The 21,023-nt window shown below is 67.2% G+C and carries 26 protein-coding genes and 4 tRNA genes; 23 read left to right on the top strand and 7 right to left on the bottom strand.

The annotated features are described in order from the left end of the window. Positions 1 to 16: 16 nt before the first annotated feature. Positions 17 to 754: a Clp protease N-terminal domain-containing protein gene (locus tag A5705_RS10585; protein WP_068277333.1), complete on the bottom strand. Its 738-nt coding sequence runs from the start codon at positions 752 to 754 to the stop codon at positions 17 to 19. Positions 755 to 855: 101 nt separating this feature from the next. Here A5705_RS10585 and A5705_RS10580 point away from each other — a divergent pair, with 101 nt between their 5' ends. From A5705_RS10580 to A5705_RS10560, 5 genes are all read left to right on the top strand, one after another. Next, positions 856 to 1,188: a DUF732 domain-containing protein gene (locus tag A5705_RS10580; RefSeq protein WP_369829594.1), complete on the top strand. Its 333-nt coding sequence runs from the start codon at positions 856 to 858 to the stop codon at positions 1,186 to 1,188. Positions 1,189 to 1,661: 473 nt separating this feature from the next. Next, positions 1,662 to 2,600 (top strand): cytochrome c oxidase assembly protein, encoded by a 939-nt coding sequence (locus A5705_RS10575; protein ID WP_068277330.1) that lies wholly within the window; start codon positions 1,662 to 1,664, stop codon positions 2,598 to 2,600. A 12-nt stretch (positions 2,601 to 2,612) separates the two neighbouring features. Further along, on the top strand, positions 2,613 to 2,972 hold the full coding sequence (locus A5705_RS10570) for a DUF732 domain-containing protein (protein ID WP_068277327.1): 360 nt from the start codon (positions 2,613 to 2,615) through the stop codon (positions 2,970 to 2,972). 51 nt (positions 2,973 to 3,023) lie between these two features. Beyond that, positions 3,024 to 3,737: a hypothetical protein gene (locus A5705_RS10565; protein ID WP_231982403.1), complete on the top strand. Its 714-nt coding sequence runs from the start codon at positions 3,024 to 3,026 to the stop codon at positions 3,735 to 3,737. A 59-nt stretch (positions 3,738 to 3,796) separates the two neighbouring features. Then, complete coding sequence (locus tag A5705_RS10560; protein ID WP_231982402.1) at positions 3,797 to 4,675, top strand: alpha/beta fold hydrolase; 879 nt, start codon at positions 3,797 to 3,799, stop codon at positions 4,673 to 4,675. Here the strand turns inward: A5705_RS10560 and A5705_RS10555 are convergent. Next, entirely contained in the window at positions 4,669 to 5,595 is a 927-nt protein-coding gene (locus tag A5705_RS10555) for a cation diffusion facilitator family transporter (protein ID WP_068277322.1), read from the bottom strand. The genes A5705_RS10560 and A5705_RS10555 overlap by 7 nt on opposite strands. A gap of 88 nt (positions 5,596 to 5,683) precedes the next feature. On the opposite strand from A5705_RS10555, the gene A5705_RS10550 reads away from it, so the two are divergent. The 4 genes from A5705_RS10550 to A5705_RS10535 all read left to right on the top strand — a co-directional run bounded on the left by A5705_RS10550 (position 5,684) and on the right by A5705_RS10535 (position 9,640). Next, the gene (locus A5705_RS10550) at positions 5,684 to 6,859 is read left to right on the top strand and encodes a glycosyltransferase (protein ID WP_068277398.1); all 1,176 of its coding nucleotides are present in this window, start codon (positions 5,684 to 5,686) and stop codon (positions 6,857 to 6,859) included. 154 nt (positions 6,860 to 7,013) lie between these two features. Then, positions 7,014 to 7,514 (top strand): hypothetical protein, encoded by a 501-nt coding sequence (locus A5705_RS10545; RefSeq protein ID WP_067882423.1) that lies wholly within the window; start codon positions 7,014 to 7,016, stop codon positions 7,512 to 7,514. A 151-nt stretch (positions 7,515 to 7,665) separates the two neighbouring features. After that, positions 7,666 to 7,959 carry a hypothetical protein gene (locus tag A5705_RS10540; RefSeq protein WP_067882420.1) on the top strand — a complete coding sequence of 98 codons (294 nt, stop codon included), beginning with the start codon at positions 7,666 to 7,668 and terminating at the stop codon, positions 7,957 to 7,959. A 223-nt stretch (positions 7,960 to 8,182) separates the two neighbouring features. After that, entirely contained in the window at positions 8,183 to 9,640 is a 1,458-nt protein-coding gene (locus A5705_RS10535; protein WP_067882662.1) for a PecA family PE domain-processing aspartic protease, read from the top strand. Positions 9,641 to 9,666: 26 nt separating this feature from the next. Here A5705_RS10535 and A5705_RS27755 read toward each other — a convergent pair whose 3' ends face one another. Continuing rightward, positions 9,667 to 9,834, bottom strand: a complete 168-nt coding sequence (locus tag A5705_RS27755) for a hypothetical protein (protein WP_156738480.1) — start codon at positions 9,832 to 9,834, stop codon at positions 9,667 to 9,669. Positions 9,835 to 10,147: 313 nt separating this feature from the next. Here A5705_RS27755 and A5705_RS10530 point away from each other — a divergent pair, with 313 nt between their 5' ends. From A5705_RS10530 to A5705_RS10475, 13 genes are all read left to right on the top strand, one after another. Then, entirely contained in the window at positions 10,148 to 11,266 is a 1,119-nt protein-coding gene (locus tag A5705_RS10530) for a site-specific integrase (RefSeq protein ID WP_068277320.1), read from the top strand. Between the two features lie 151 nt (positions 11,267 to 11,417). Further along, positions 11,418 to 11,639 (top strand): excisionase family DNA-binding protein, encoded by a 222-nt coding sequence (locus A5705_RS10525; RefSeq protein ID WP_068277318.1) that lies wholly within the window; start codon positions 11,418 to 11,420, stop codon positions 11,637 to 11,639. 118 nt (positions 11,640 to 11,757) lie between these two features. Beyond that, positions 11,758 to 12,309, top strand: coding sequence for a hypothetical protein (locus A5705_RS27110; protein WP_082956402.1), 552 nt, complete (start codon positions 11,758 to 11,760; stop codon positions 12,307 to 12,309). After that, positions 12,306 to 12,506, top strand: coding sequence for a hypothetical protein (locus A5705_RS10520; RefSeq protein ID WP_068277315.1), 201 nt, complete (start codon positions 12,306 to 12,308; stop codon positions 12,504 to 12,506). The genes A5705_RS27110 and A5705_RS10520 overlap by 4 nt, the downstream gene beginning before the upstream one ends. Then, the gene (locus A5705_RS10515) at positions 12,503 to 12,907 is read left to right on the top strand and encodes a hypothetical protein (protein WP_068277309.1); all 405 of its coding nucleotides are present in this window, start codon (positions 12,503 to 12,505) and stop codon (positions 12,905 to 12,907) included. The genes A5705_RS10520 and A5705_RS10515 overlap by 4 nt, the downstream gene beginning before the upstream one ends. Further along, a complete protein-coding gene (locus A5705_RS10510; RefSeq protein WP_156763086.1) occupies positions 12,904 to 13,308 on the top strand; it encodes a hypothetical protein in 405 nt (134 codons plus the stop codon). Before A5705_RS10515 ends, A5705_RS10510 begins: the two co-directional genes overlap by 4 nt. Continuing rightward, positions 13,305 to 13,640, top strand: a complete 336-nt coding sequence (locus A5705_RS10505) for a hypothetical protein (RefSeq protein ID WP_068277305.1) — start codon at positions 13,305 to 13,307, stop codon at positions 13,638 to 13,640. The genes A5705_RS10510 and A5705_RS10505 overlap by 4 nt, the downstream gene beginning before the upstream one ends. A gap of 395 nt (positions 13,641 to 14,035) precedes the next feature. Further along, positions 14,036 to 15,283 (top strand): phage major capsid protein, encoded by a 1,248-nt coding sequence (locus A5705_RS27105; protein ID WP_156763085.1) that lies wholly within the window; start codon positions 14,036 to 14,038, stop codon positions 15,281 to 15,283. A 151-nt stretch (positions 15,284 to 15,434) separates the two neighbouring features. Further along, positions 15,435 to 15,842 (top strand): hypothetical protein, encoded by a 408-nt coding sequence (locus A5705_RS10495; RefSeq protein WP_068277299.1) that lies wholly within the window; start codon positions 15,435 to 15,437, stop codon positions 15,840 to 15,842. Beyond that, a complete protein-coding gene (locus A5705_RS10490; RefSeq protein ID WP_068277296.1) occupies positions 15,839 to 16,093 on the top strand; it encodes a hypothetical protein in 255 nt (84 codons plus the stop codon). Before A5705_RS10495 ends, A5705_RS10490 begins: the two co-directional genes overlap by 4 nt. After that, the gene (locus A5705_RS10485) at positions 16,090 to 16,686 is read left to right on the top strand and encodes a hypothetical protein (RefSeq protein WP_068277293.1); all 597 of its coding nucleotides are present in this window, start codon (positions 16,090 to 16,092) and stop codon (positions 16,684 to 16,686) included. Before A5705_RS10490 ends, A5705_RS10485 begins: the two co-directional genes overlap by 4 nt. Positions 16,687 to 17,555: 869 nt before the next feature. After that, positions 17,556 to 17,861 (top strand): hypothetical protein, encoded by a 306-nt coding sequence (locus A5705_RS27750; protein ID WP_156763084.1) that lies wholly within the window; start codon positions 17,556 to 17,558, stop codon positions 17,859 to 17,861. A 142-nt stretch (positions 17,862 to 18,003) separates the two neighbouring features. Further along, a complete protein-coding gene (locus A5705_RS10475; RefSeq protein WP_068277283.1) occupies positions 18,004 to 18,618 on the top strand; it encodes a hypothetical protein in 615 nt (204 codons plus the stop codon). A 111-nt stretch (positions 18,619 to 18,729) separates the two neighbouring features. Here the strand turns inward: A5705_RS10475 and A5705_RS10470 are convergent. The 3 genes from A5705_RS10470 to A5705_RS10460 form a co-directional block, all read right to left on the bottom strand. Further along, a tRNA-Val gene (locus A5705_RS10470) sits at positions 18,730 to 18,804 on the bottom strand. Positions 18,805 to 18,817: 13 nt separating this feature from the next. Continuing rightward, positions 18,818 to 18,891 (bottom strand) — tRNA-Cys (locus tag A5705_RS10465). Between the two features lie 29 nt (positions 18,892 to 18,920). Further along, positions 18,921 to 18,993: transfer RNA gene (locus A5705_RS10460), tRNA-Gly, on the bottom strand. Between the two features lie 176 nt (positions 18,994 to 19,169). Here A5705_RS10460 and A5705_RS10455 point away from each other — a divergent pair. Then, positions 19,170 to 19,241 (top strand) — tRNA-Val (locus A5705_RS10455). Between the two features lie 592 nt (positions 19,242 to 19,833). On the opposite strand, the gene A5705_RS10450 is transcribed toward A5705_RS10455, so the two are convergent. Next, the gene (locus A5705_RS10450) at positions 19,834 to 20,868 is read right to left on the bottom strand and encodes a hypothetical protein (protein WP_067882415.1); all 1,035 of its coding nucleotides are present in this window, start codon (positions 20,866 to 20,868) and stop codon (positions 19,834 to 19,836) included. Positions 20,869 to 21,023: the final 155 nt, after the last annotated feature.

Raw genomic sequence — 21,023 nt, 5'->3', positions numbered from 1 at the left:
CATGATCGCACACGCGCTACGGCGAAGGGGAGGGGTTCTTCCCGGCGCTCAGCGATTCGAGCGCGGCGACAAGATCGGCCTCGACGCGCTCCTTGTCGACGCCGGATCGGTGCAGCGGGCCGGCCCCGTCCTCGAGCTCGAGCAGCGCCAGCAGCAGGTGTTCGGTGCCGATGTAGTTGTGGCCCAACCGAAGCGCCTCGCGGAACGTCAGCTCGAGCGCCTTGCGCGACGGACCGCTGAACGGGATCAGCTCAGGGGGTTCGCCGGCTGACGGCGGCAGGGTTACGGCGGCCCGGATGGTGTCGGCCTCGACCTGCTGCAGGTGCAGCAACACCGTCGCCAGCGCGGCCGGGTCGCTGAGCACGCCGAGCAGCAGATGGTCGGGGGTGATCTCGCCGTTGCCGGCCTCGTGCGCGGCGTTCTGGGCCGCCACCACCGCGCCGCGGGCCCGCGGCGTGAAGCGCCCGAAGCCCTGCTCGACATCCAGCGTGGTGGCCTCGGCCCGGGGGACGAACCGCTTCTGGGCGGCCTGTTTGGTGACGCCCATGCTCTTGCCGATGTCGCTCCACGACGCCCCCGAGCGGCGGGCCTGGTCGACGAAGTGCCCGATCAGGTGGTCGGCCACCTCGCCGAGGTGCTCGGCGGCCAGGACCGCGTCGGCGAGCTGGTCGAGCACGTCGGTGTGCACGCGTTTGATCGCGTTGATCAGCTCGTCGAGGCGGACGGGGTAGGCGATGGGCGTCGGTTCGGACATGCCGTCAACGCTAGGTTGACGTCGCGCGTGTTGTCAACCTTCGGTTGACGATAGAACTTGGAGATGCGCCGCCGCCGTCGTTCTGCGACGATCAGTGGGCCGTGAAACCGCTGCTCCTGACGATGACGAGCCTTGCCGCGCTGGTCGGCATGGCCGGGCCGGCGCGCGCCGACAGCAGCGACGACGCGTTCATCGCCTCGCTGCACGCGGCCGGCATCACCTTTCCCGACCCCGGCCCGGCCATCGGGGCCGGCCGATGGGTGTGCCAGGCGGTGGAAAAGGGGACGCAGATGGCCGACGTCGTCAAGACCGTCCAGGCCCAGAATCCCGGGCTGCACGGCGACAACGCCGCCAGGTTCACGGCCATCGCGGCCAACGTGTACTGCCCGCAGTCGCTGACGGTCACCAGCACCAAGGTCGACGGCGGCGGGTAGCCGCGCGCCTTGTCGGGCCGAGACGAGACCCCGGCCGCCCCCGAAACTCCTGGTGCGCCTGCAGATTCGCGCCGGTTACCCGAATAGTGCTGACACACAACCGTTTTGGCCCGGCGTCCGGCTCGCTCGCACGAGAACGAGCGCAGTTTGCCGATGCGCCCCGCCGATCAGCGTGGCGTCGTGGCCGCGGAGTCGCTGTTGGGGCGGTCCGAAAAGGTGGGAAGTTGAACCGGTTCGAGATCCTGACCGCTGCGGGTCACGACCTCGGGCTCGTAGCGATGTGAAAACAATTCCGACGAGTTCATCGGGCGGGGTCCTTAATGAGGAATGGGCGAATCGATGGTGAGCTGCTCATCTACAGAGAAAATTTCGAAGGTGGCAATCCCGACTCGAATGGCTTCCCCAACCAATCTACACGCGAAGCCCGGAGGCGATCGCGGTGGACGCGGCATTCGGCAATAGGCTAGGGGGCTATGCGCGCCGATCCGGGGCCGCTGACGTGGGCCGCCCTGGTCCAGACCTGGCGTCTGGACCTGGCCTCAGCGGCGGCGATCGTGGTGGTGGCCGCCGCCTACGCCTGGTGTTACCGGCGCGGCCGCACCGCCGAACGACCGGTAACGCCCGCGCAGGCCGGCTGCTTCTGGGTCGGCCTGGCGGTGTGGGTCCTGGCGACGATGAGCGCGGTCGGCGCCTACTCCTACGTCCTGTTCTGGATGCGCGCGCTGCAGGTGCTGTTGCTGCTCTACGTCGTGCCGTTCTTCCTCGCGCAGGGCAAGCCGATCAGCGTGCTGCGCGACGCGCTCGGCGCCGCCGGGCGCGACCGCCTCGACCGGCTGTTGGCGAGCCGGTTCGCGCGCGTGCTCGCTCACCCGTTGACCACGTCGCTGGCGATGCTGGGCACGCCGTGGCTGCTCTACCTGACACCCTGGTACACCGCGGCGCTGGACAACGAATGGATCGGCGCGCCCACTCGAATCGTGTTGGTGGCTATCGGTTTTGGCTATTTCTACGCCCGGCTGCAAGCCGACCCCGTGCCGCGACGCTATCCCCAGGGCATCTCGTTGCTGATCACCGTCGTCGAGGCGCTCGGCGACGGCGTGCTGGGCTTGATCATCTGGCAGGGCTCGTTGATCGGCGCGGCGTACTACGCGGCGCTGCACCGCACCTGGGGCCCGGATCAGCGGCTCGATCAGACGATCGGCGCCGGCGTGCTGTGGATCCTGGGCGACGTGGTGGGCTGGCCGTTCGTGCTGGTGCTGATGCGCGCGCTGTCCCGTGACGAGAAGGCGCACGCGGTCGCGGTCGACGCCGAGCTGGACGCGGCGCCGGCCACCGCGGACGACACCGCGGCGCCGTCGGGATTGTGGTGGGAGAACGATCCCGAACTGCGCGAACGGTTCCGGCGGCGCTAAGCTGGCAAGGCCATGAGACTTCTGTGGGGGGCAGCAATCGCCGTCGCCGCGATCGGCCTGGCCGCGCCGGTGTATGCCGACCCGGACCCCAACTCCGACCCGGCCACCGACGCCGACTTCCTGTCCGCGCTCAGATTCGCCGGCATCAGCTACCAGGATCCGAACGCCGCCGTATCGGCCGCCAAGACGCTGTGCCAATTGGAGGACACCGGCGCGTCCGAGGACGAGATCATCGGAAACCTGCAGCAGCGCAACGGCTTCACCGGCAACGGCGCCGCCAAGTTCACGGTGATCGCCGTCGGCGCCTACTGCCCCAAATACATCACCGGCGACGGCCGCGGCCCCAAACCCGAGGGCGCGGTCGGCGACTAGCCGCGGCTCGGGGTTTGCGAAGCCCGCCGCTCTGGCAAACGTGAAATCCGCATGAATACCGTGCAGTGGCGCGAGCGGTCGGCTATGTTGCGCGAGACGTCGGCGCGGGCCGACCGCACCCAAAAGGAGCCAACGGAGATGAAGGTATCGGTGATGGCGGCCGGCTTGGCGGCGAGCACCCTGGCGGTCGGCGTGGCCGTCACGGGCTGCGGAAGCAACAAGTCGTCGGGCCCGTCGTCGTCGACGTCGGCAACGTCCTCGACATCCGCCGCGTCGTCGGCGTCGCCGACGTCGAGCAGCGCCGCCGCCCAGCCGTCCGACTACAGCAACCTGCTGATCAAGCCAACCGACATCGTGGTGCCGGGCGACACCTTCACCCTGTTTCAGACGCTGCCCGTTTCGAACCCGGCCGGTGTCGAGGGTGTGTTCATGAATCAGGGCGGCTCGCGCAAGGTCGACGACACCATCTACGTCTACCCCGACGCGGGCGCCGCGTCGCAGGCGCTTGACCAGAGCGCCAAGGGGATTCAGGAGTTGAGCGTCAAGGCCGCCCCGTCACCGGCCGACGTGGGCACCGCCGGCCAGATGGCCGTGGGGCCTTCTCCCGACGGCTCGAAGTCGAAGGGGATCGTGATGTTCACCGAGGGCAAGGTGTTCACGGTCCTCGAGTTCGAAAGCCCGCCAAACGATCCGCTGCCGCCGGACTTCGTTCTGGACCTCGGGCGCAAGCAGGATGCGGCCGTCAAGAGCGGGCTGCCGTCCTGAGAACCGGTGCGGCGGCGCTCGGCGCGGCCGGCCTGGTCGGCTGGGGTGCCGCGCGGGCGGTGGCGGCGCGGATAGCGCGCAACCCGGATCCGTTTCCGCGCGAACGCCTTACCGCCGAGCCGGAGGGTGAGCACGTCTTCATCGAGCGCCCCGACGGGACGGTGCTCAGCGCCCTGGTCGCCGGGCAGGGACCGCCGGTCATCCTGGTCCACGGCTACACCGCCCGCGTCGTCGAGTGGAACCTCGTGTGGGACGAGCTGCAGGCGCGCGGCTTTCGCGTCATCGCCTTCGACCAGCGCGGGCACGGTCGCTCCACGCTCGGCTCCGACGGGATCGGATCCGAACCCATGGCGGCCGACATCGCCGCGGTCCTCGAGCACTTCGACGTACGCGAGGGCGTGCTCGTCGGCCACTCGATGGGCGGGTTCGTCAGCATCCGTTCAATGCTCGACCACGCCCACGTGCAGGGGCGGCTGCGCGGGCTGGTGTTGTTCGCGACCTGGGCGGGCCGGATCCTGGACGGCGCGCCGCAGAACCGGCTGCAGATCCCGCTGCTGCAACTCGGCATCCTGCAACGGCTGATGCGCAACCCGACCGTCGCCGCGCTGTTCGGTGCCGCGCAGTGCGGGAAGCGCCCGTCGCCCGTGATGGTCTCGGTGTTCATGGAGGCGTTCAACCAACACCTGGACGAACACGGGCCGCTGCTGCCGATCGTGCGGGCCTTCTCGCGCGAAGACCGGTATCCGCGGCTGGGCGAGATAGGGGTGCCGACCGTGGTCATGGTCGGCACCGCGGATCGCACGACGCCGCAAAGCCATTCGCGCCGGCTCGTCGAGGGTGTGCCCGGCGCGCGGCTGGTGAGCGTCCCCGACGCCGGGCACCTACTGAATTGGGAAGCGCCCGAAGCGCTGATCGAGGTCGTCGAGTCGTTTCACTGAGTTGCGGCGCGCGCGCTCCAGGTGAAACTGTGCATCTCGGGGATCTGCGGGGTCAGCGCCGCGGCCACGCTGCGGCCGATCTCGTCGGCCGACGCCAGCGGGGTGTTCGGGTCGATGAAGCCCTCCACCTCCACCCGCAGGGTGCGCCCCGTCCAGCGGGCGCGGGCGTGCGCGTGCAGGACGCCGGGCACCGCGGCGGCCGCCGTTTCGGCCGTCGTGATGATCTCGGGGTCCACCCCGTCGAGCAGGCGGTGAGCGATGTCGGCGGTGACCTCCCAGCCGACGTGGCAGATGAACGCCGTGACGACGATCCCGGCGACCGCGTCCGCCCAGCCCCAGCCGAGCGCCACGCCGATCAGCCCCAGCATCGCCCCGGCCGAGGACAGCGCGTCCAGCCAGGAATGCTTCGCGTCGGCCACCATGGTCGCCGAGCGAATCCGCCGGCCCACCACCAACTTGTAGCGGGCCACCAGCTGGTTGCCCGCGATGCCCACCGCCGCCGCCGCGATGCCCCAGCCCAGGTGGACCGTGCCGCCATGACGCAGCAGCTTCGTGACGCTTTCGAATCCGGCGACGGCGGCGCTGCCCCAAATCACCAGGGCCACACCGATTCCGGCGAGGTCTTCGGCGCGTTCGTAGCCGTACGGGTACCGCTCGGTCGGGACCTTGCGGGAGGCCCGGAACCCCACGAACACCAGCGCGCTGGTCGACACGTCCGACAGGTTGTGCAGCGCGTCGCCGAGCAGGGCCACCGACCCGGACACCAGTGCGATGGCCAACTCGATGAGGCCCGTCACCGCCAGGCCGACGGCGCTGACGGCCACGGCACGGTTGGCCTGGCGACGCTCGTGCGCGTCGTCGGCGGTGGTCGCGAGGGGGAAACTCGCGGCCGGGTCCCGGACTCCGCTGATCACATGCATACCGCCTAATATGCCCGGGCGGGCGGTGTGACTCAAGCCGGCCCCGGGTGGCGCTGTGCGGCAACGGGTTTACTGCTACGGTCCGGCGGTGAAGTTCGTGCTGGCCGGGTATGGGAGTCGGGGCGACGTCGAGCCCTGCGCCGCCGTCGGTCGGGAGCTGCTCCGTCGGGGTCACGACGTGCGGATGGCGGTCTCGCCCGACAGGATGGCCCTCGTCGAGGCGGCCGGGGTCACCGCGGTCGCCTACGGACCGGACACCCGGGAGCAGATGGACTCGGCGGCGCAGTTCGTCCGCACAACCCAGGATCCGATCGGCGCGCTGCCGGCGGTCATGGAGCATCTGACGTGGGTCTGGACGGCGAAGACGGCGACGCTGACGGCGCTGGCGAAGGGCGCCGACCTGCTCCTGGCGGGCTTCAACGAGCAGGACGTGGCCGGCGTCGTGGCCGAGTACTGCGGCATCCCGCTGGCCGCGCTGCACTTCTTCCCGGCGCGGCTACTGTCCACCGGGGCGCTGTATGCGGGCATGACCAAGGACGTCGCGGCGGCCCAGCGCAGTGCGCTCGGCTTGCCCGAGGCCGGATCCCCGGATGAGCCGCTGGAAATCCAGGCCTACGACCAGCTCTGCCTGCCCGGACCGTCCGCCGAATGGGTGGAGCCCGACGGCCGGCGGCCCTTCGTCGGCGCGCTGACGCTCGGGGCGCCGACCGACGCCGACGACGAGGTTTCGTCGTGGATCGCCGAGGGGCCGCCGCCGATCTGCTTCGGGCTGGGCAGCACGCCGATCTCGTCGGGGGCGGAGCTGGTCGCCATGATCGGCGCGGCCTGCGCGCAGCTGGGGCAGCGCGCGCTGATCTGCGCCGGCCCCAACGACTTCGCCGGGGTTCCGCGCTTCGACCAGGTCAAGGTGGTGAGCGCGGTCAACCACGCGGCCGTCCTGCCGGCGTGCCGCGCGGTCGTGCACCACGGCGGCGCCGGCAGCACGGCCGCCGGGCTGCGGGCCGGAATCCCCGCGCTGGTGCTCTGGCTCTGGCTTGACCAGCCGTTCTGGGCGGCCGGCCTCGAGCGGCTCAAGGTCGGGTCGGGGCGCCAGTTGACGCTCACCACCGAGGAGACGCTGGTCGCCGACCTGCGCCGCATCCTCGCCCCGGACTACGCGACCCGCGCCCGCGAGGTGGCGGCCCAGATGACTACATCCGCCGACAGCCTCGCCCGCGCGGCCGATCTCCTGGAGGACGCAGCCCGCGCTGGGCGCGCCGGCTGAGTCGGCTCACGGAAACCCGGAGGCGCTCGCCGTTCGCGAGTTCCTTGTCTTTGCCCGGCGGCATGATGGCGCGGCATAAAATCGCCGATTGGGTATACCTCCACGAGGCTGGCGCTTCCGTCCCAATGTTGCTGCGGACCCAGAGGAGAAACCGATGGCCCTGACCCGTCTGAGCGGACTCGTCGGTTTAGGCGCCGCGCCGCTCGTCGTCGCCTTGTCGTTCGCCTCACCCACCTGGGCCGACAACCCGTCCTGGAACGGCCAGTACGCGGTCACCTTCATGGTCGCCCCCAAGGCCGGGACCAGCATGGCCGTCGGTGATCCCGAGGTGCAGCACACTGTGACCTATGGGTTCAGCTCAAGCTGTTCGGGCGGAAAGTGCGTCGCCACGATCGTCAGCGGGCCTCCGCCGACCAACCCGACCGTTCCGCAACCTGTGCAATTCACCTGGGATGGGTCGTCCTGGAAGCAGGAGAGCGACTTCCAGTGGGACTGCATGATGCCCGACACCAGCATCCAGTGGAATCCCGCCCACGCCGTGGTGCGCTACACGCCGCAGGCCAACGGGTCGCTGTCCGGCGTCATGCACGCCGACATCTCGAGCGGCGCGTGCCAGGGCTGGATCGAGGAGTACATGACGGCCGACCGGGTGTGAGGCGCCTGGGCCCCGGCCCGCAGCAAACCGGCGAAGCGTTGCGGCGCAACGCATTTCATCTAACGGATTGCTCTGCGCAGCAAGGCATTTCAAGGAGTGGCCGTGTTGAATGGCACTTTGCTTGCGGCCTGTTCGGCGATATTATCCGATCATGCGTTTCACTTATGTCGCCGCTGCTGTCGGCATGGCTACCGCCCCGCTCTTGCTGGTGGGGGCGCCATCCGCCCACGCCGACCTCAGCGGCTATCGGCGCTGCGTGGCGAACATTACGGAACTCCCGATCACCGAACCCGACCCGCAGAACATGAACCGTGTCGGGCTTATCCAGCAGGATCTCAAGTCGGGTGTTTCCCCGGCGGCGGAAGCGCAGAAAGTCGCGGGGATGGGATTCGACCAGCGCGCCGCCCAGGCGATCGTGCAGTGCGTCATCGAGGAGAACCCGTAGGCCCGGCGATACGTGGTGCGGCCGGGTCGGTGCCGTCCGGCCGTCGGGCACTACGCCCCGCAAATAAAAGGTACAAGTGCCCTGGCGGTTGCCGGATGTGAGCGGGATCCTGGCGACACCGTGCAGGTATTGAGCCACCAGCCGCGTGGCCCCTGGGCGACCGCGATGACGAGCTGCGCCGGTGCCTGTGGGGCTGTCCGACCTGGGACTCAGGGAGGTGCGGATGTCGTTCGTGGTCGCAATACCCGAGATGGTGGCGTCGGCGGCTTCCGATCTGGCGACAATCGGGTCGATGATCGGCATGGCCAACTCAGCGGCGGCGGGCCCGACTTCGGCGGTGGTGGCCGCGGGCGCTGACGAAGTGTCGACGGCGATCGCATCGCTACTTTCTGGCCACGCCAAAGGCTTTCAGATGCTGAGTGCGGAGGCGGCGGCGTTTCACACCGGGTTCGTCGAGGCGTTGAAGGAAGCGGGAACCGCGTATGCGGCTGCCGAGGCGGCCAACGCCTCGCCGCTGCAGGCCGCGCTGGCGGCGGTCAATGCGCCCGCCCAAGGGCTGCTGGGCCGTCCACTGATCGGCAACGGCGCCAACGGGACGACCAACGCTCAAGGGATAGGGACACCCGGCGGCGCCGGTGGACTCTTGTTCGGCGACGGCGGCAGAGGAGGCGACAGCACCGCCAACTGGGCGCCCGGTGGTGCGGGCGGGTCCGCCGGCCTGATCGGCAACGGCGGGTTCGGCGGAACCGGTGGGCCCGGCGCGGCCGGCGGCGCCGGTGGCAGGGGCGGCTTACTGTGGGGCATCAACGGCGCCACCGGCGCGGCCGGACCCGCGATGGCGCCCTCCACCATCGCGCTGCAGGTGGTGGACCAGCAACCTTTCATCGACGTGACCGTAGGCGGACAAAGTATGTCCGTGTTGGTTGACACCGGATCCACCGGTCTTGTTGTCCCGGCCACGGACGTCAATGTCGCGAGCCTCGGCGCCCGCATCGGGTCGGGTAGCGTCACGTACGGACAAAGCCCGGTTTTCAGCACCGAATACTTCGCCTCGTACACGGCGCCGGTGAATTTCGGAAACGGAATCGTCACCGCGCCCACCACCGTCGACGTCGTCACCTCCGCAACGGAGACGGATTTCGGCGTCACCACCGCCATTCCGCTTTCCGACGTGCCCGCCATCATGGGCATCGGGTTGAACACCGGGGGCCCGCTCCCGACCAGTCCCGTGCAGGCGTTGCCGGGTGTCCTCGGTCAGGGCGTGCTCCTCAACGAGCCCGCCGGGGTACTGCAGTTCGGCGCCAACCCGCTGCCCGTCGGCGCATCGGTTTCCGGAGCGCCGGTCACCAAACTCGCGATATCGATCAATGGCGGGTCTTTCCACACCGTCAGCGCGTATGTCGATTCTGGCGGCAATTACGGGGTGGTCCCGCAAAACCTGCTCCCGGGAAGCCCGCCGATCGGCTCGTACGTACCTATGGGCGACACCATTCAGGTCGACACCGCCGGCGGGGTCCCGCTGTACACCGAGACGGTCGGTTCATCACCCACCGCCCCCTACGTCACGTCGAGCACGTTCAACGGTGGCGCCTTCAATACCGGCAATCTGCCCTTCTCGGTGATACCGACATACCTCTCGTACAGCCCCAGCGGCGTCGGCACGATCTACTTCGACACCTGAGCGCGGCCTCGGGCGGGCCGCTCGTCTCACCAACCCCATTCGTCGTCGTCCAGGACGTCGACGGTGACGGAGTTGTCGGCAGGCCTTTGCGTCCCGTAGAGGAAGGTGAGCAGAGTGCGGTCCCCGTCCAGGGGTTCAGTCGCTACGACGGTGGCGTGCCCGATCTTCATGCGGATCCGGTCTCCGGGCTTCAATTCGTCAACACGTCTAAGGGGCACGCTCACCCATCAACGCCAGTGCAACAGCTGATGCTGTGGCCTGGCTCCCTTTGGGGCGCGCTGTCATGGTTGTGATGATTCGCCGCTTCGCCGGGCCGACGCAACCCCGGCACACCCGGGGCTCGCCAGTGCTGAACCGTGGTGCGCGATACTGGGATTGAAGTAGATTTAGCAACGTTCTCACCAGCGCAAAATATGCTTTCATCTGCCCATATGGTGAACCATGGTGAACCATGGTGAACCGGCGTATCCTTGATTTGGCACGTATTTGGCACGAGGAGCAAAACCAGTGGCACGCGAGAAACGTCCGTTCGGCAATATCCGCCGTCTGAAATCCGGGCGCTATCAAGTCCGGTTCACCGACCCGGATGGGCGCTACATCACCGCGCCGAAAACATTCGGGCAAGAGATCGACGCCCAAGCGTGGCTGGCCGACCGGCGCCGCGACATCGACAACGGGCTGTATAACCCGGCCGCGGTGGTCAAGCGTCCGCGGGTCACGTTCGGCGAGTACGCCGCGACGTGGCTGGCGGGTCGGCACGTCGCCGGCCGGCCGATCAAGGCCCGCACCCGCGACCACTACGCCGCGATCCTTGAACATCATCTGTTGCCGACGTTCGGCGCGAAGCCGCTCGCCGCGATCACGCCCGGCGATGTCCGCGATTGGCACGCCGCCACGTTAACCGACCGCCCGACGATGCGCTCGCACGCCTACAGCCTATTGCGCACCATCTTCGCCAGCGCGGTCAACGATGAGCTGATCGACGCCAACCCGGCCCGCATCGTCGGGGCGGGCCGGTCCAAGCGCGCGATCACCATTCGGCCCGCCAGCGTGGCCGAGCTGGGCGAGCTGACCGCGGCGATGCCCGAGAAACTGGCGCTGATGGTCACGCTGGCGTCCTGGACCGCGATGCGGTTCGGCGAGATTGTCGAATTGCGTCGCGGCGATATCGACTTGTCCGGCGAAGTCATCCGCATCCGCCGCGCCGCGGTCCGCACCAAAAAAGACGGCTACGTCACCACGACGCCCAAAACTGACGCCGGGATGCGCGACGTGGCCATCCCGCCGCACATCATCCCCGCCATTGAAGCCCACCTAGCGAAATACGTGGCCGCCGACCGTGATGCGCTGGTGTTCGCCGCGGAGAACGGCGGCCATCTGCAGCCGTCCACGCTGTACCGGCACTGGTACCAGGCACGCGAGAAGGCCGGTCGGCCGGATTTGCGCTTTCACGATCTGCGGCACTCCGGGGCGGTGCTGGCCGCGGCGACCGGCGCCACGCTGGCCGAACTGATGGCCCGGTTAGGCCATTCGACCCCGACCGCCGCCATGCGCTACCAACACGCCGCCGCGGGCCGCGACCGCGAAATCGCCACGCTGTTAAGCAAGCTGGCCGACACGCCGTAGAACATCGCGGCGGTTTCGCGGAACGCTAGTACCGTCTCAGGCGAGCGGGTCACACGGACGAGCCGTGATGCCCGGCTAATCGCACGCCGAGCCGCCTACCCGCGAACATCGGTCTCAGGCAAGCCGAAACACCCGAAAGGGCTGTTTCGTCATGCCATTAGCCGCATCCCATCCGAGCACCCAAGACAGTCCGGCGCGCCGCTGGGCCAGCATCACCGACACCGCCGAATATCTGGGCATCACCCGGCGCACCGTCCGCTTGATGGTCGCCCAAGGCCGCATCCGCGCCTACCGCAACGGCCCCCGCCTGGTCCGTATCGACCTGAACGAAGTCGACGCCGCAATGACGCCCTACGGTGGCGGGGCGGCATGAAAACGAACGCCGCCCGTGGGCGGGGCGGCGTTCGCGGTGAACTGGCGTTCACCCGCGATCCTGCCACCCCCGCCAGTAACGCCAAAGCGCGCCACGCAGTTTCACGTCAGGCGGCGCCATGACCGATGCACGCATCCCCGACAGATGGTTGCTCGACCGCCGCTTTAGTCGCCTATCGGGCAATCAGTTTCGGGCGTTCATCGCGGCGCTGACGTGGTCGGCATCCAATCGCACCGATGGGGTAATCGCGCCCGATGACCTGCCAGAGATTCGATGGCTCACCGCCGACGACATGCCCGCGTTCGTCGCCGCTGGACTGTGCGCACGCCTCCATGATGGTTGGCTCATCGTTGATTTTTTGTCCACGCAGACCACGCGCGCGCAGTGGGAGCAACGCGAGCGTAGCGCTGTCAAAGAGCGCGCGCGCAAAGCGCGTCACCGCGCGAAAACCGCTGCCCAAGGCAATGTCCCGCGGGACAGAGACGCGGACAGAGACGCGGACGGGGACGCGGACTCTCTAAGGACAGGACAGGACAGGCAAGGACAGGACAGGAGCAACCCGCGCCAAAACGGCGCATGGCAAAGCGAACCGGAGTTTGTCCGCGGGCCGGATGACCCGTGGCCGGCGTGGCGCGGAGTCGGCCCCGACCCGTTTCAGGAGCACCGATGACCGAACCGGCCACGCCGGCCCAGCACCGCCTGATGTTCGCCTTGTGGCGTCAGGCCGGCGTGACCGACCGGGCCGCGCGGATGGCGCTGACCAGCGCCATCGTGGGCCGCGACATCACCACGTCCGCGGCGCTGACCAAGGCCGACGCGTCGGCGGTGATCGACGCGTTGGTGGCCGGCGCGGAGGCCCCGACATGACCGCCGACGAAAGGATGAATCCACCGCAAAATTGCGGCAATTCGGTCACGCCATGCTCGGTCGACTCCTGCCAACGGCAGGTGAAGGCCAAGGGCTTGTGCGAGAAGCATTATCGGCGGATGCGGCGCACCGGCGACCCGAACCAAGTCCGCAAGCCCGGCCCGGCGCCAGACCCGTACCGCGCGCAGGTTCGCGGGCTTCAGTACTCCGATTTCGGTTGCGAGCGAACGATGCAAACCTATGTCGCCGCGATGGCGATGCTGGGGGCATTCGCCGATCACGACGCTTTCGCCGCGGCGCTTGCCGCCGCCACCCGGCCTAACGGCTCTTTGAACGTCAGCAAGTTGCGTCGGCTGGCCGACGCGGCGCTCATGGGCGCGATCGAGGACGGTCGGATATGACGGGCCGCCGCGGTAAGCGGCGCCGTCGCCGTAAACGGGTGCGGCGGTGGCTTGCCCGCGAACACCGCGCCGGCCGGGCCGGCCGGCCGGCGACTGTCGCGCACCTGCTGGGGGCGGGGAGTCTGGCCGCGACCGTCGCGCCGGCCGTCGTGCCTATCCCGCCGCCCATTGCCGGCGGGCGATACGCGTTGATTGTGTGGCCGCCGCGGCGCCGCGGCGACCTCCTCGCGCGCTGGCTGTTTTTCGAGACCCGCGGCGAAGCCGAAGCCGCCGCCCCCGCCGACATGCCCTGGTCGGTCGTCGACACGACGGTGCAGGCGAAGCGCCGGCACATCGACAGCCGCGAGGTTGACGCCTACATCCGCGCCACCCGCGGCCAACCACCAGGAGAACCGATATGACCGACCCGATTGACGACGACCGCGCCGACTGGGGCCAGTTCCGGCCCGAGCAACTGGCGAGCCTAGTGGGGCTGTCCGACACCTTCGCCACCGCCCGCCGGCTCATCAGCACCATCGCCACGAGCGCCGAGGACGACGACCACGGCGATTCGCTGGGCCGGCTCCTGCTCGACATCGCCGAGGGCGACGCGGTGGGAGTGGCGCTGGCCGCCGCCGTCGAAGCCGTGCTGCTGGCCCGCGAGGTGTACGGCGATCACGCCGGGCAGGTGCTGGCGCTCAAAGCACAGCGGCAGATGGACTTGGCCGCCCGGCACCGCCGCGACGCGGGCTGAGCGGGCCGCCGCATATCCCCAAGACGCCCACCAACCCCGAACACCGCCCCGGGCGTGTTCGTGGCTCTCCGGGGCTCTCAGGGCCCCGTTTCGGTGCTGGCGCCGATGGCGCACGCCCGGCCCGAAACACGGTGCCGTGTAACGGCAATGCAGACACGCGAGCCGAATCATGTTGCTAGGTAACGGCAATGGGGGTTTAGGCTGTCCGTGACACCTGCGGCGATAAGGGGCGCCTAAGCCCCGGCGCATCGGAGCCAGATAAGACCCATTGCGGGGTCACCGGGAATCGCAGGGTCAGTACGGCACCGGGCCGCAAAGGCTACGCACCGTTCGCCCAGGTGAGAGACCGGGCGAAGTCCCCGTGTGCGTTTTACCCCCCGAAAAGGACTGCCCCGGTGTCTGTTTCATCCGCCTTGACCGGCGAGCTGGCGCTTTTGCGTGAGCGCCGCGACCGATTGCAGAGGATGTTGGATGAGTCGTTGTCGCGTGCTCAGCGGTCGGGTCGTGACGACCTGGACCCGCGCGAACGCAGCATGTTGAGCGAGTTCCGCCAACTGCAAGGCCGGGTGAAGCGGGCGGAGTCCGAGCTGGCCCGCGCGGGTGACCCGCACGTCGGCGGCGCCACGCGCGGCCGCGGTACCGCGATCAACACCGCCGGACAGCTCGCGCCGCTGGCATTCAGCGACCAAGAACTGCGGCGATTGCAGGCCGCCGCGATGCGCGGCGAACACTGCCGCATCGAAACACGCTCACCCGGCTTTAGCACCGCCGACCCATTATTGCCAGCCACGCGATTTCCGTTCCCGGTCGAGGCCATTCACGAGAGCCGTTTGTTGAATCGGTTGCCCGGTTATGCAATTGAAACGCCGGCGATTACATTTATTAGGCATATTAGTACGTCGGGTGAAGCGGCGGCGGTCGCCGAAGGGGACCTGAAACCCGAATTGATATTCGAGACGGACGCGCTGACCGCGACCGCGGTCAAACTCGCCGCGAACAATGGTCTGAGTTGGGAAGTAATAAACGATTGGCCCGCTTTTCGGTCCTATTGCGGCGCTGAATTGTATCGCCGAGTTATTGATATTGAAAATTACCAATTACTTCAGAGTGGTTTGACGTTTGCGGGGTCACCGCCGAGCGAACCGTTTCCAGGCATGGTCGGCTTTTTAGCGACGCCCGGCGTTTTGCGGTATGACGCGTCGGTGGATACGGGTGGGAGCGGGTCCAGCCTGCTCACAGCATTCGATGCCATCGAGAAAAGCATTGCTGAATTGCGTGTTGGCCCCGCATTGGCGACACCAGATTTGCTGGTACTCCACCCTACTACGTGGAGTAGTATTCGCCGGGTTAAAGACAGCTACGGCAGGTTCATGGCCCAACCCGACCCGACCGCCGACCAAGCCAACGAAGTGTTCAACATTCCCGTTCTGCAGACCACGCAAATGGTTATCGGCCAAGGCCTGCTACTCGACACGTCGAAACTCGGCTATGTGGCAATTCGCGAACCATTGAGCATGAGAATTGGCTACACGAATGACGATTTCAGCCGCAACATTCTGAGAACGGTCGCTGAAGAAAGGCTGGTTTTGGCTGTAACTCGTCCGCCCGCCTGCCTGGTTATCTCGAATTTGCCGACCTCATGAACGTGACGGTGCGTGTTCTACCGAAATGGCGCATCCATTACCGGGGCACCGTGTATGGGCCGGGTGAAACTGTCACCTTGCCGATACTGACCGGCGTCGAGTTTTGCGCGTGGGGCTCCGCGGAGCCGGTCAAAGGATTGAGAAAACCGCGATGACCGGATGGTTTGACCCGCTGACCGGCCGCCAGCTACAGCCGCCGGGCCGCCCGGCCGGGCCGCAGGGCGTGCTGGGTGACCCGTACGCCACGGGTGAGCCGTGGGACTCACCCAACAGCGACGCGTACGGGGAGATCTTGTGGCCGTTGCCGTCGTTCGACCCCGACGAACCGATTTATGATCCGTACGCCGATTGGGATCGCCGCCCGGATTTCGGGTGGGATTACGGCCCGAACGGCCCCGACGTGACCGCGGTAGAACACCCGGATACGCCCCCCCATCCGAGTGATGACCACCCGTACACCCGTCCGTATCCGAGTGGTGATCGCGAGCCCGAGACGGGTTGGGAGCCCGATGACCCCGACCACGCCGGCGACACCCCCGACGACGGGAGCGGGCCGTGAAAATCAGCGACGGCCTGCGGCTCATCCGCGGCGAGCCGGTCGACGACGACGACGTCGACGTCGTCGAGGCGTGCCGGGATTGCCCGCCCGGTGAATGTCCGTATGACGGCCCGGATTACCGCGGCGACGACGACGGTGACGGGGATTGGCCCGCCGACGAATACCCGCCGTCCGAATACGGGCCGCGGCCCGAAGAAGAACCCGACGATGACTGGGACCCCGACGACCCCGACGCGGACGAAAACCCGTGAGCGAAGCAACATTCGGCGAAGCATTAGGCGTCGGGACGGGCGGCGAAGGCACATTCGGCGAGCAGGTCGCCGGGTGGGGCTTAGCCGAAGGCCCCACCAACATCGGCGACGAAACCATCCCGCGTGACATCGACCTAGGGCACGGCCACAGCATGACTTTCAACACCGACACCATGCGAGCGTTACTGCATCATCCCGCCGTCGTCGCGGCTATAACCCAACGCGCACAAAACATTTGCGACGAAGCCAACAGCTTGGCCGAGCACATCGGCCGGCCCGGCCGTGAGGCGCCTCGATACGACGCGCTGATCCAAAACCGCTCCGACTCCACCCGCGCCCGCGCCCGCGTCTACCCCGCGAATTATCAGGCGCTCTTGGACACCGCGAAAAATTCGACGTTGCTCAAGGCAACGATGGCCTATCCCAGCGATCCGATCCCGACCAGCCAAGCCGCGCCACCGGATACACCGGTCGAGCCCGGTTGGGGCCCATCCGCCGAAGTCGAAACCGATGGCGCCGAACTAGGCGGCGCGGAGCTGGGCGGTGACGCGGCAGGATTGGCCGAAGGCGGCGCCGGCGCCGCGGCACTGTGATGGTTGAGATCATGGGGCTGAACCCGCGCCTGGTCCGCGCCCTTGAGTCTGATCGCGTCAAGGGGTTTTAAGGCTGTGGTGGCACATACCCTGGGCCGGATGGAAGGTTCGGTGGTGGCGTCGGCGGCGGCGGGTAGTCCCAGCACCGTCCTCCACCGATCATCGCGCCGCCCCAACGGCATTGCTGATAGCTCCCGTCGGGGTGGTAGCAGATCCGCTCAGTCACGTTGATCGGTATGTAGTGCGTGAAGCATTGGTCATCATCAGCGCCAGCCACTCCCAGGCCGCCCAAGACACCGCCCAACACCAGAAGCGGCAGCATCGCGGCCACCGTACCTAGCAGTTTTCTCATCTCTCACCTCCGTCACAGCCCTGTCCGCGCTGCTGCTGGATGTCCAGGTCCTTTTTGCGCGTTTCGATTCACCCTCGCGCGCCGCGGGGATGCTCGGCTAGGGCATTTATGCTCTGCATTGCCGTTATGTATGGGGAAAGGCGATTCGGCCGGAAATGGACGGTCCCAAAAGTCTATGAGCGCGTGGGGGTGGCGCGTGCGGAGGACGTGCGCGCCGGCCCTGTGGACACCGAACTCCCCGTTTGTGGACCGCTGGCAAAACTTGGGGCCGCTGACCTGCGGGTTTGGTGTCCCGGTGGTGTCCCAAAACGGCGGGATCGTGTTTGCTATGGCTGAAAGATACTGTATTGCAATGAGTTTCGGTAAGGATAGTGGTGATCCGACGGCGCGGCGCCGGTTGAGCCGTGAAGACATGCATCGGATGCGGCGTGAGGTGATCCGGCGGCATGAGCGGGGGGAGTCGATTCGGACGATTCGAGCGCAAGTGACCGGGGCCGCTCCCCGCTTTCATTGCGTGGTGTGTCGTCGTTGGGTCGGTCCTGGGCGGCGCCGCGGCACCCTGTATTGCTCGGCGCGGTGCCGCCAGCGCGCCTACCGGGAGCGGTGCCGCCAGGACGAGCGGGACGCCGCCCACGACTTCGACGTGCCGCTGATTTTGGACGACGCGGCGCGCAAGCGGTTGACGCGGGAGCTGGCGACCGAGCTGGCGTCGATGCGGCGCCGGTATCAACCGCTGGGCGGCGAGTATGTGGCCGCGTTGCGCCGCGAAGTGGCCGAGCTGGCCGCCCAACAGCTCAAGAAACCGTGGCACGGCGCGTCATAAACCGTCACCGACCCGTCACGTTAACCGTCACCGCGGGTGCTGAACGCCCACGAAACGACCGACTGCGGTGACGGTAACCGTGACGGGAGCGTGACATCACCTAAGTATCTCTTGATGCTCCGCCGGCACTACGCTTCGCGGCGTGAAGGAATGGATTAAGCGCCATATCTGCTGGCTCGCCCTAGCGTTCGCGGCCCTCGCCCTGGTGCTCCTCGTAGTGGTCGGGGTCCAGGCCGTGATGCTGTACAGCGAGAACTGGCGACCGGCGTTCGGCAGTCTCCCGGAGTATCTGGCCGCGCTAGGCAGTTTCGCGACCTTCGGCGTGCTGTGGTTCGCCGCACGAGAGTGGAGACGTGGAGAGCGTGAGCGCCGGGACAGGGAAGCGGGCCAGGCCCGCTTGATCGTCGCTGAGCATGAACCATTCATTAACCGCTCATATAGCGGAATGGACCCGCCCGAGCCGGGACGGCGGAATGTCGTGATTCACAACCGCAGCACCGAGCCCGTGTTCGCGCTGCACATCGAGGAGTATGCGACCGGCAGTGATGTACGGGTGTTTCAAAACTCTGCCTCGGGCCGGATCGCGCCAAGCGACATGGCCGTACTGGCGGCCGACCAATCCACGGAGCCTTTAGGCATCCTCGGCGGCGACCCGCACACGCCGAGCACGGAGCACGTCGAGTTCATGTTCACGGACCCTCGCCAAGCCAGGTGGAGGAAGCGCGGCAACGGGGAGCCGGAAAGGGCGCTGGACTAGTGGTGAACGCAAGTCCGGGACTCAGCAAACGCCGTCCGATGACGGTTTGGCACGTTTTTGGCAGAGCCCAAATCAATCGGTGTGAAAACGTTCTCTGAGCTGCATAAACTCTGGTGCGCGATACTGGGATTGAACCAGTGACCTCTTCCGTGTCAGGGAAGCGCTCTCCCGCTGAGCTAATCGCGCCGGGGGTCAAATCTGGAGGTGGAGACGGGAATCGAACCCGTGTGCACGGCTTTGCAGGCCGTTGCCTCACCACTCGGCCACTCCACCGCTGGGGATTGATGCCACTTGCACCCTCGAGCGGACGACGGGATTCGAACCCGCGACCCTCACCTTGGCAAGGTGATGCGCTACCAACTGCGCTACGTCCGCGCGCAACGGGCGAGATCGTCGCCCGTTGCGAAGGACGACGATAGTCCACCCGAGCGGGCCTGCACAAATCTCTTGGTTACGTTGCCGCTCTAGGCTAGCGCGCCCGACGACGCACGTGGCGCGATCGGCGATGTCCGCGTCGTGCTACCCTTCGACGTCGTTGCCTTCCGGCGCCCGGTCCCGTGGCTCAGTGGAAGAGCGTCCGCTTCACACGCGGAAGGTCGCTGGTTCGATCCCAGCCGGGACCACTTGAGACGGTGCAGGTCAGGTACGCGTTTCTGTGATCTTGGTGGGCTCGAGATGGCGTCCGAACGGGCGAAAATCCCCGCAATTTGTTGGTAGCTCGCGGCGGATGACCGGCGGACGATGGGTCTGGTCCCGCCGTTTCGTGAAGGGCGTTAGCGGAAGCTCACTTGGGCGCAAGGCGACGATCGGGCCGCGGCCCTTGCGCGGCCGGCGTACTCGGGACGCTGCGTGTAGACGAACCGGGAGTGGTTCTCGTACGTGATGGTTGGGGTGTAGGGAGCGTAGACGTACTCCTGTGGCGGTGCGGGCTCGGCGGACGGCCGTGGACCTTCCGCCGATCGCATGGTCTGCGGATGGGTGCCGGGCGCGTGGTAGCCCCTCGATGAAAGCGTCGATGACGGTCTTCCAGTTCGCCGGCAAGAATGTGCGTTTGCGCCACCGGTAGCGCATGTCTTGCAACCGGAATCGCGCCAGCCCGGTTGGTAAGGGGTCCAGCCACTCGAGGCCCATGACACCACGGTTGGCGTGGTCGGCGTCGGCGACCAGGGCGGTGGGGGTGGCGGGCGGAGACCCCGCACTGCCCTGGGACGTGCATCAGTTCGATTTGTCGAATCGCTGACGTTGCCGAACCCCATATGCCGCGGCCTTGACGGCCTCATCGTCCTCCATCCCCGATCCCAGGGCACCGCCCAATGTTGCTACCGCTGCCACCAGCCAGGCCATCAGCAATAAGGATGAGAGACCGACGGGGTGTCCGATCTCGCGGGCGACCATATGTGGCGGAAGCGTCCACCAGGCGGTCACCAGCAGCAGGATGAACAGCCCGATGTGGAGAATGGCGACGCCGATGGTCAGGGTGATGACAGTCGCTGTGTTGTACAACACCGCGCGTTCACGTCCGCCGGCCGACGGCGGCCGTTCCCATAATTTGTGGTGGAGGATGAGCCACCCGATCATCGCTGCGCTCGCCAGGATTGTCGCCACGCTCAACCGCCACGGGCCCATCGTGTCGGACAACTGCCACATTGTCGGATATGCCAGGCTCACAGCCCCGGTGGCGAACGCCGCCATCAGCACCTTGGACAAACCAGCAGCCAATCGCCACGGACGGTTGGCGTAAACCATTCCCATCAGAAGGTGCAGACGTGACAGGGCGGTCGGCGCGACGTATCGGACAACACCGTCGACCTGGGTCCGCGTCAGCCGCTTCATGGATCCGTGTTGCCTCCCCGACTGGCACGTCAGCTCGGTCACGACTGTTTGTGCCAGGTTCCTCACCCGGCGATCGATGAACACACCGCCCACTGCAGGGATAGAAATCAGTCCGAACCGGTCGTTCAAGCTGATATCAACAATCACCGGCGTCGTCCCGACGCGTCGCGGTAGATCGGTCAGGTAGATAACGATGTCCTCGGGCGCGCCAGCCGGGTCAATGATGCGTATCACCTCTAAGACCTCGGTATGCTCGTCGACCGGATAGAAGTCGCGTCGCACGGACACGTCCCACTTGCCATCTGCGGCAGCACAGCCCGTCAGCGCACTCGGGAGCGAATCCGAAAGGCGTTCGGCGATCGCCTCCGGAACACCGGGATCGGCGACTAGCAAGATCGATGACGGGGCGCCTGGCATTGGTCCCCGGCATACCCGTACCCCACACGGCCAAACGTCCCTGGTGACCGTACTGAGTCCGGCACGACATTGAGAGTCTGCGCGTCTGACCCGATTGGCTGCCCTCGGCCCGTCATCCCGGTTGGCTGGTGGCCGGTCACCCCGGGGCGACAGCC

It is taken from the genome of Mycobacterium sp. E787 (assembly GCF_001668725.1).
In the GTDB taxonomy this organism is placed as follows: domain Bacteria; phylum Actinomycetota; class Actinomycetes; order Mycobacteriales; family Mycobacteriaceae; genus Mycobacterium.
The sequence above is the reverse complement of the archived record's forward strand: the minus strand, read 5'-3'. Positions and strand labels throughout refer to the sequence as shown.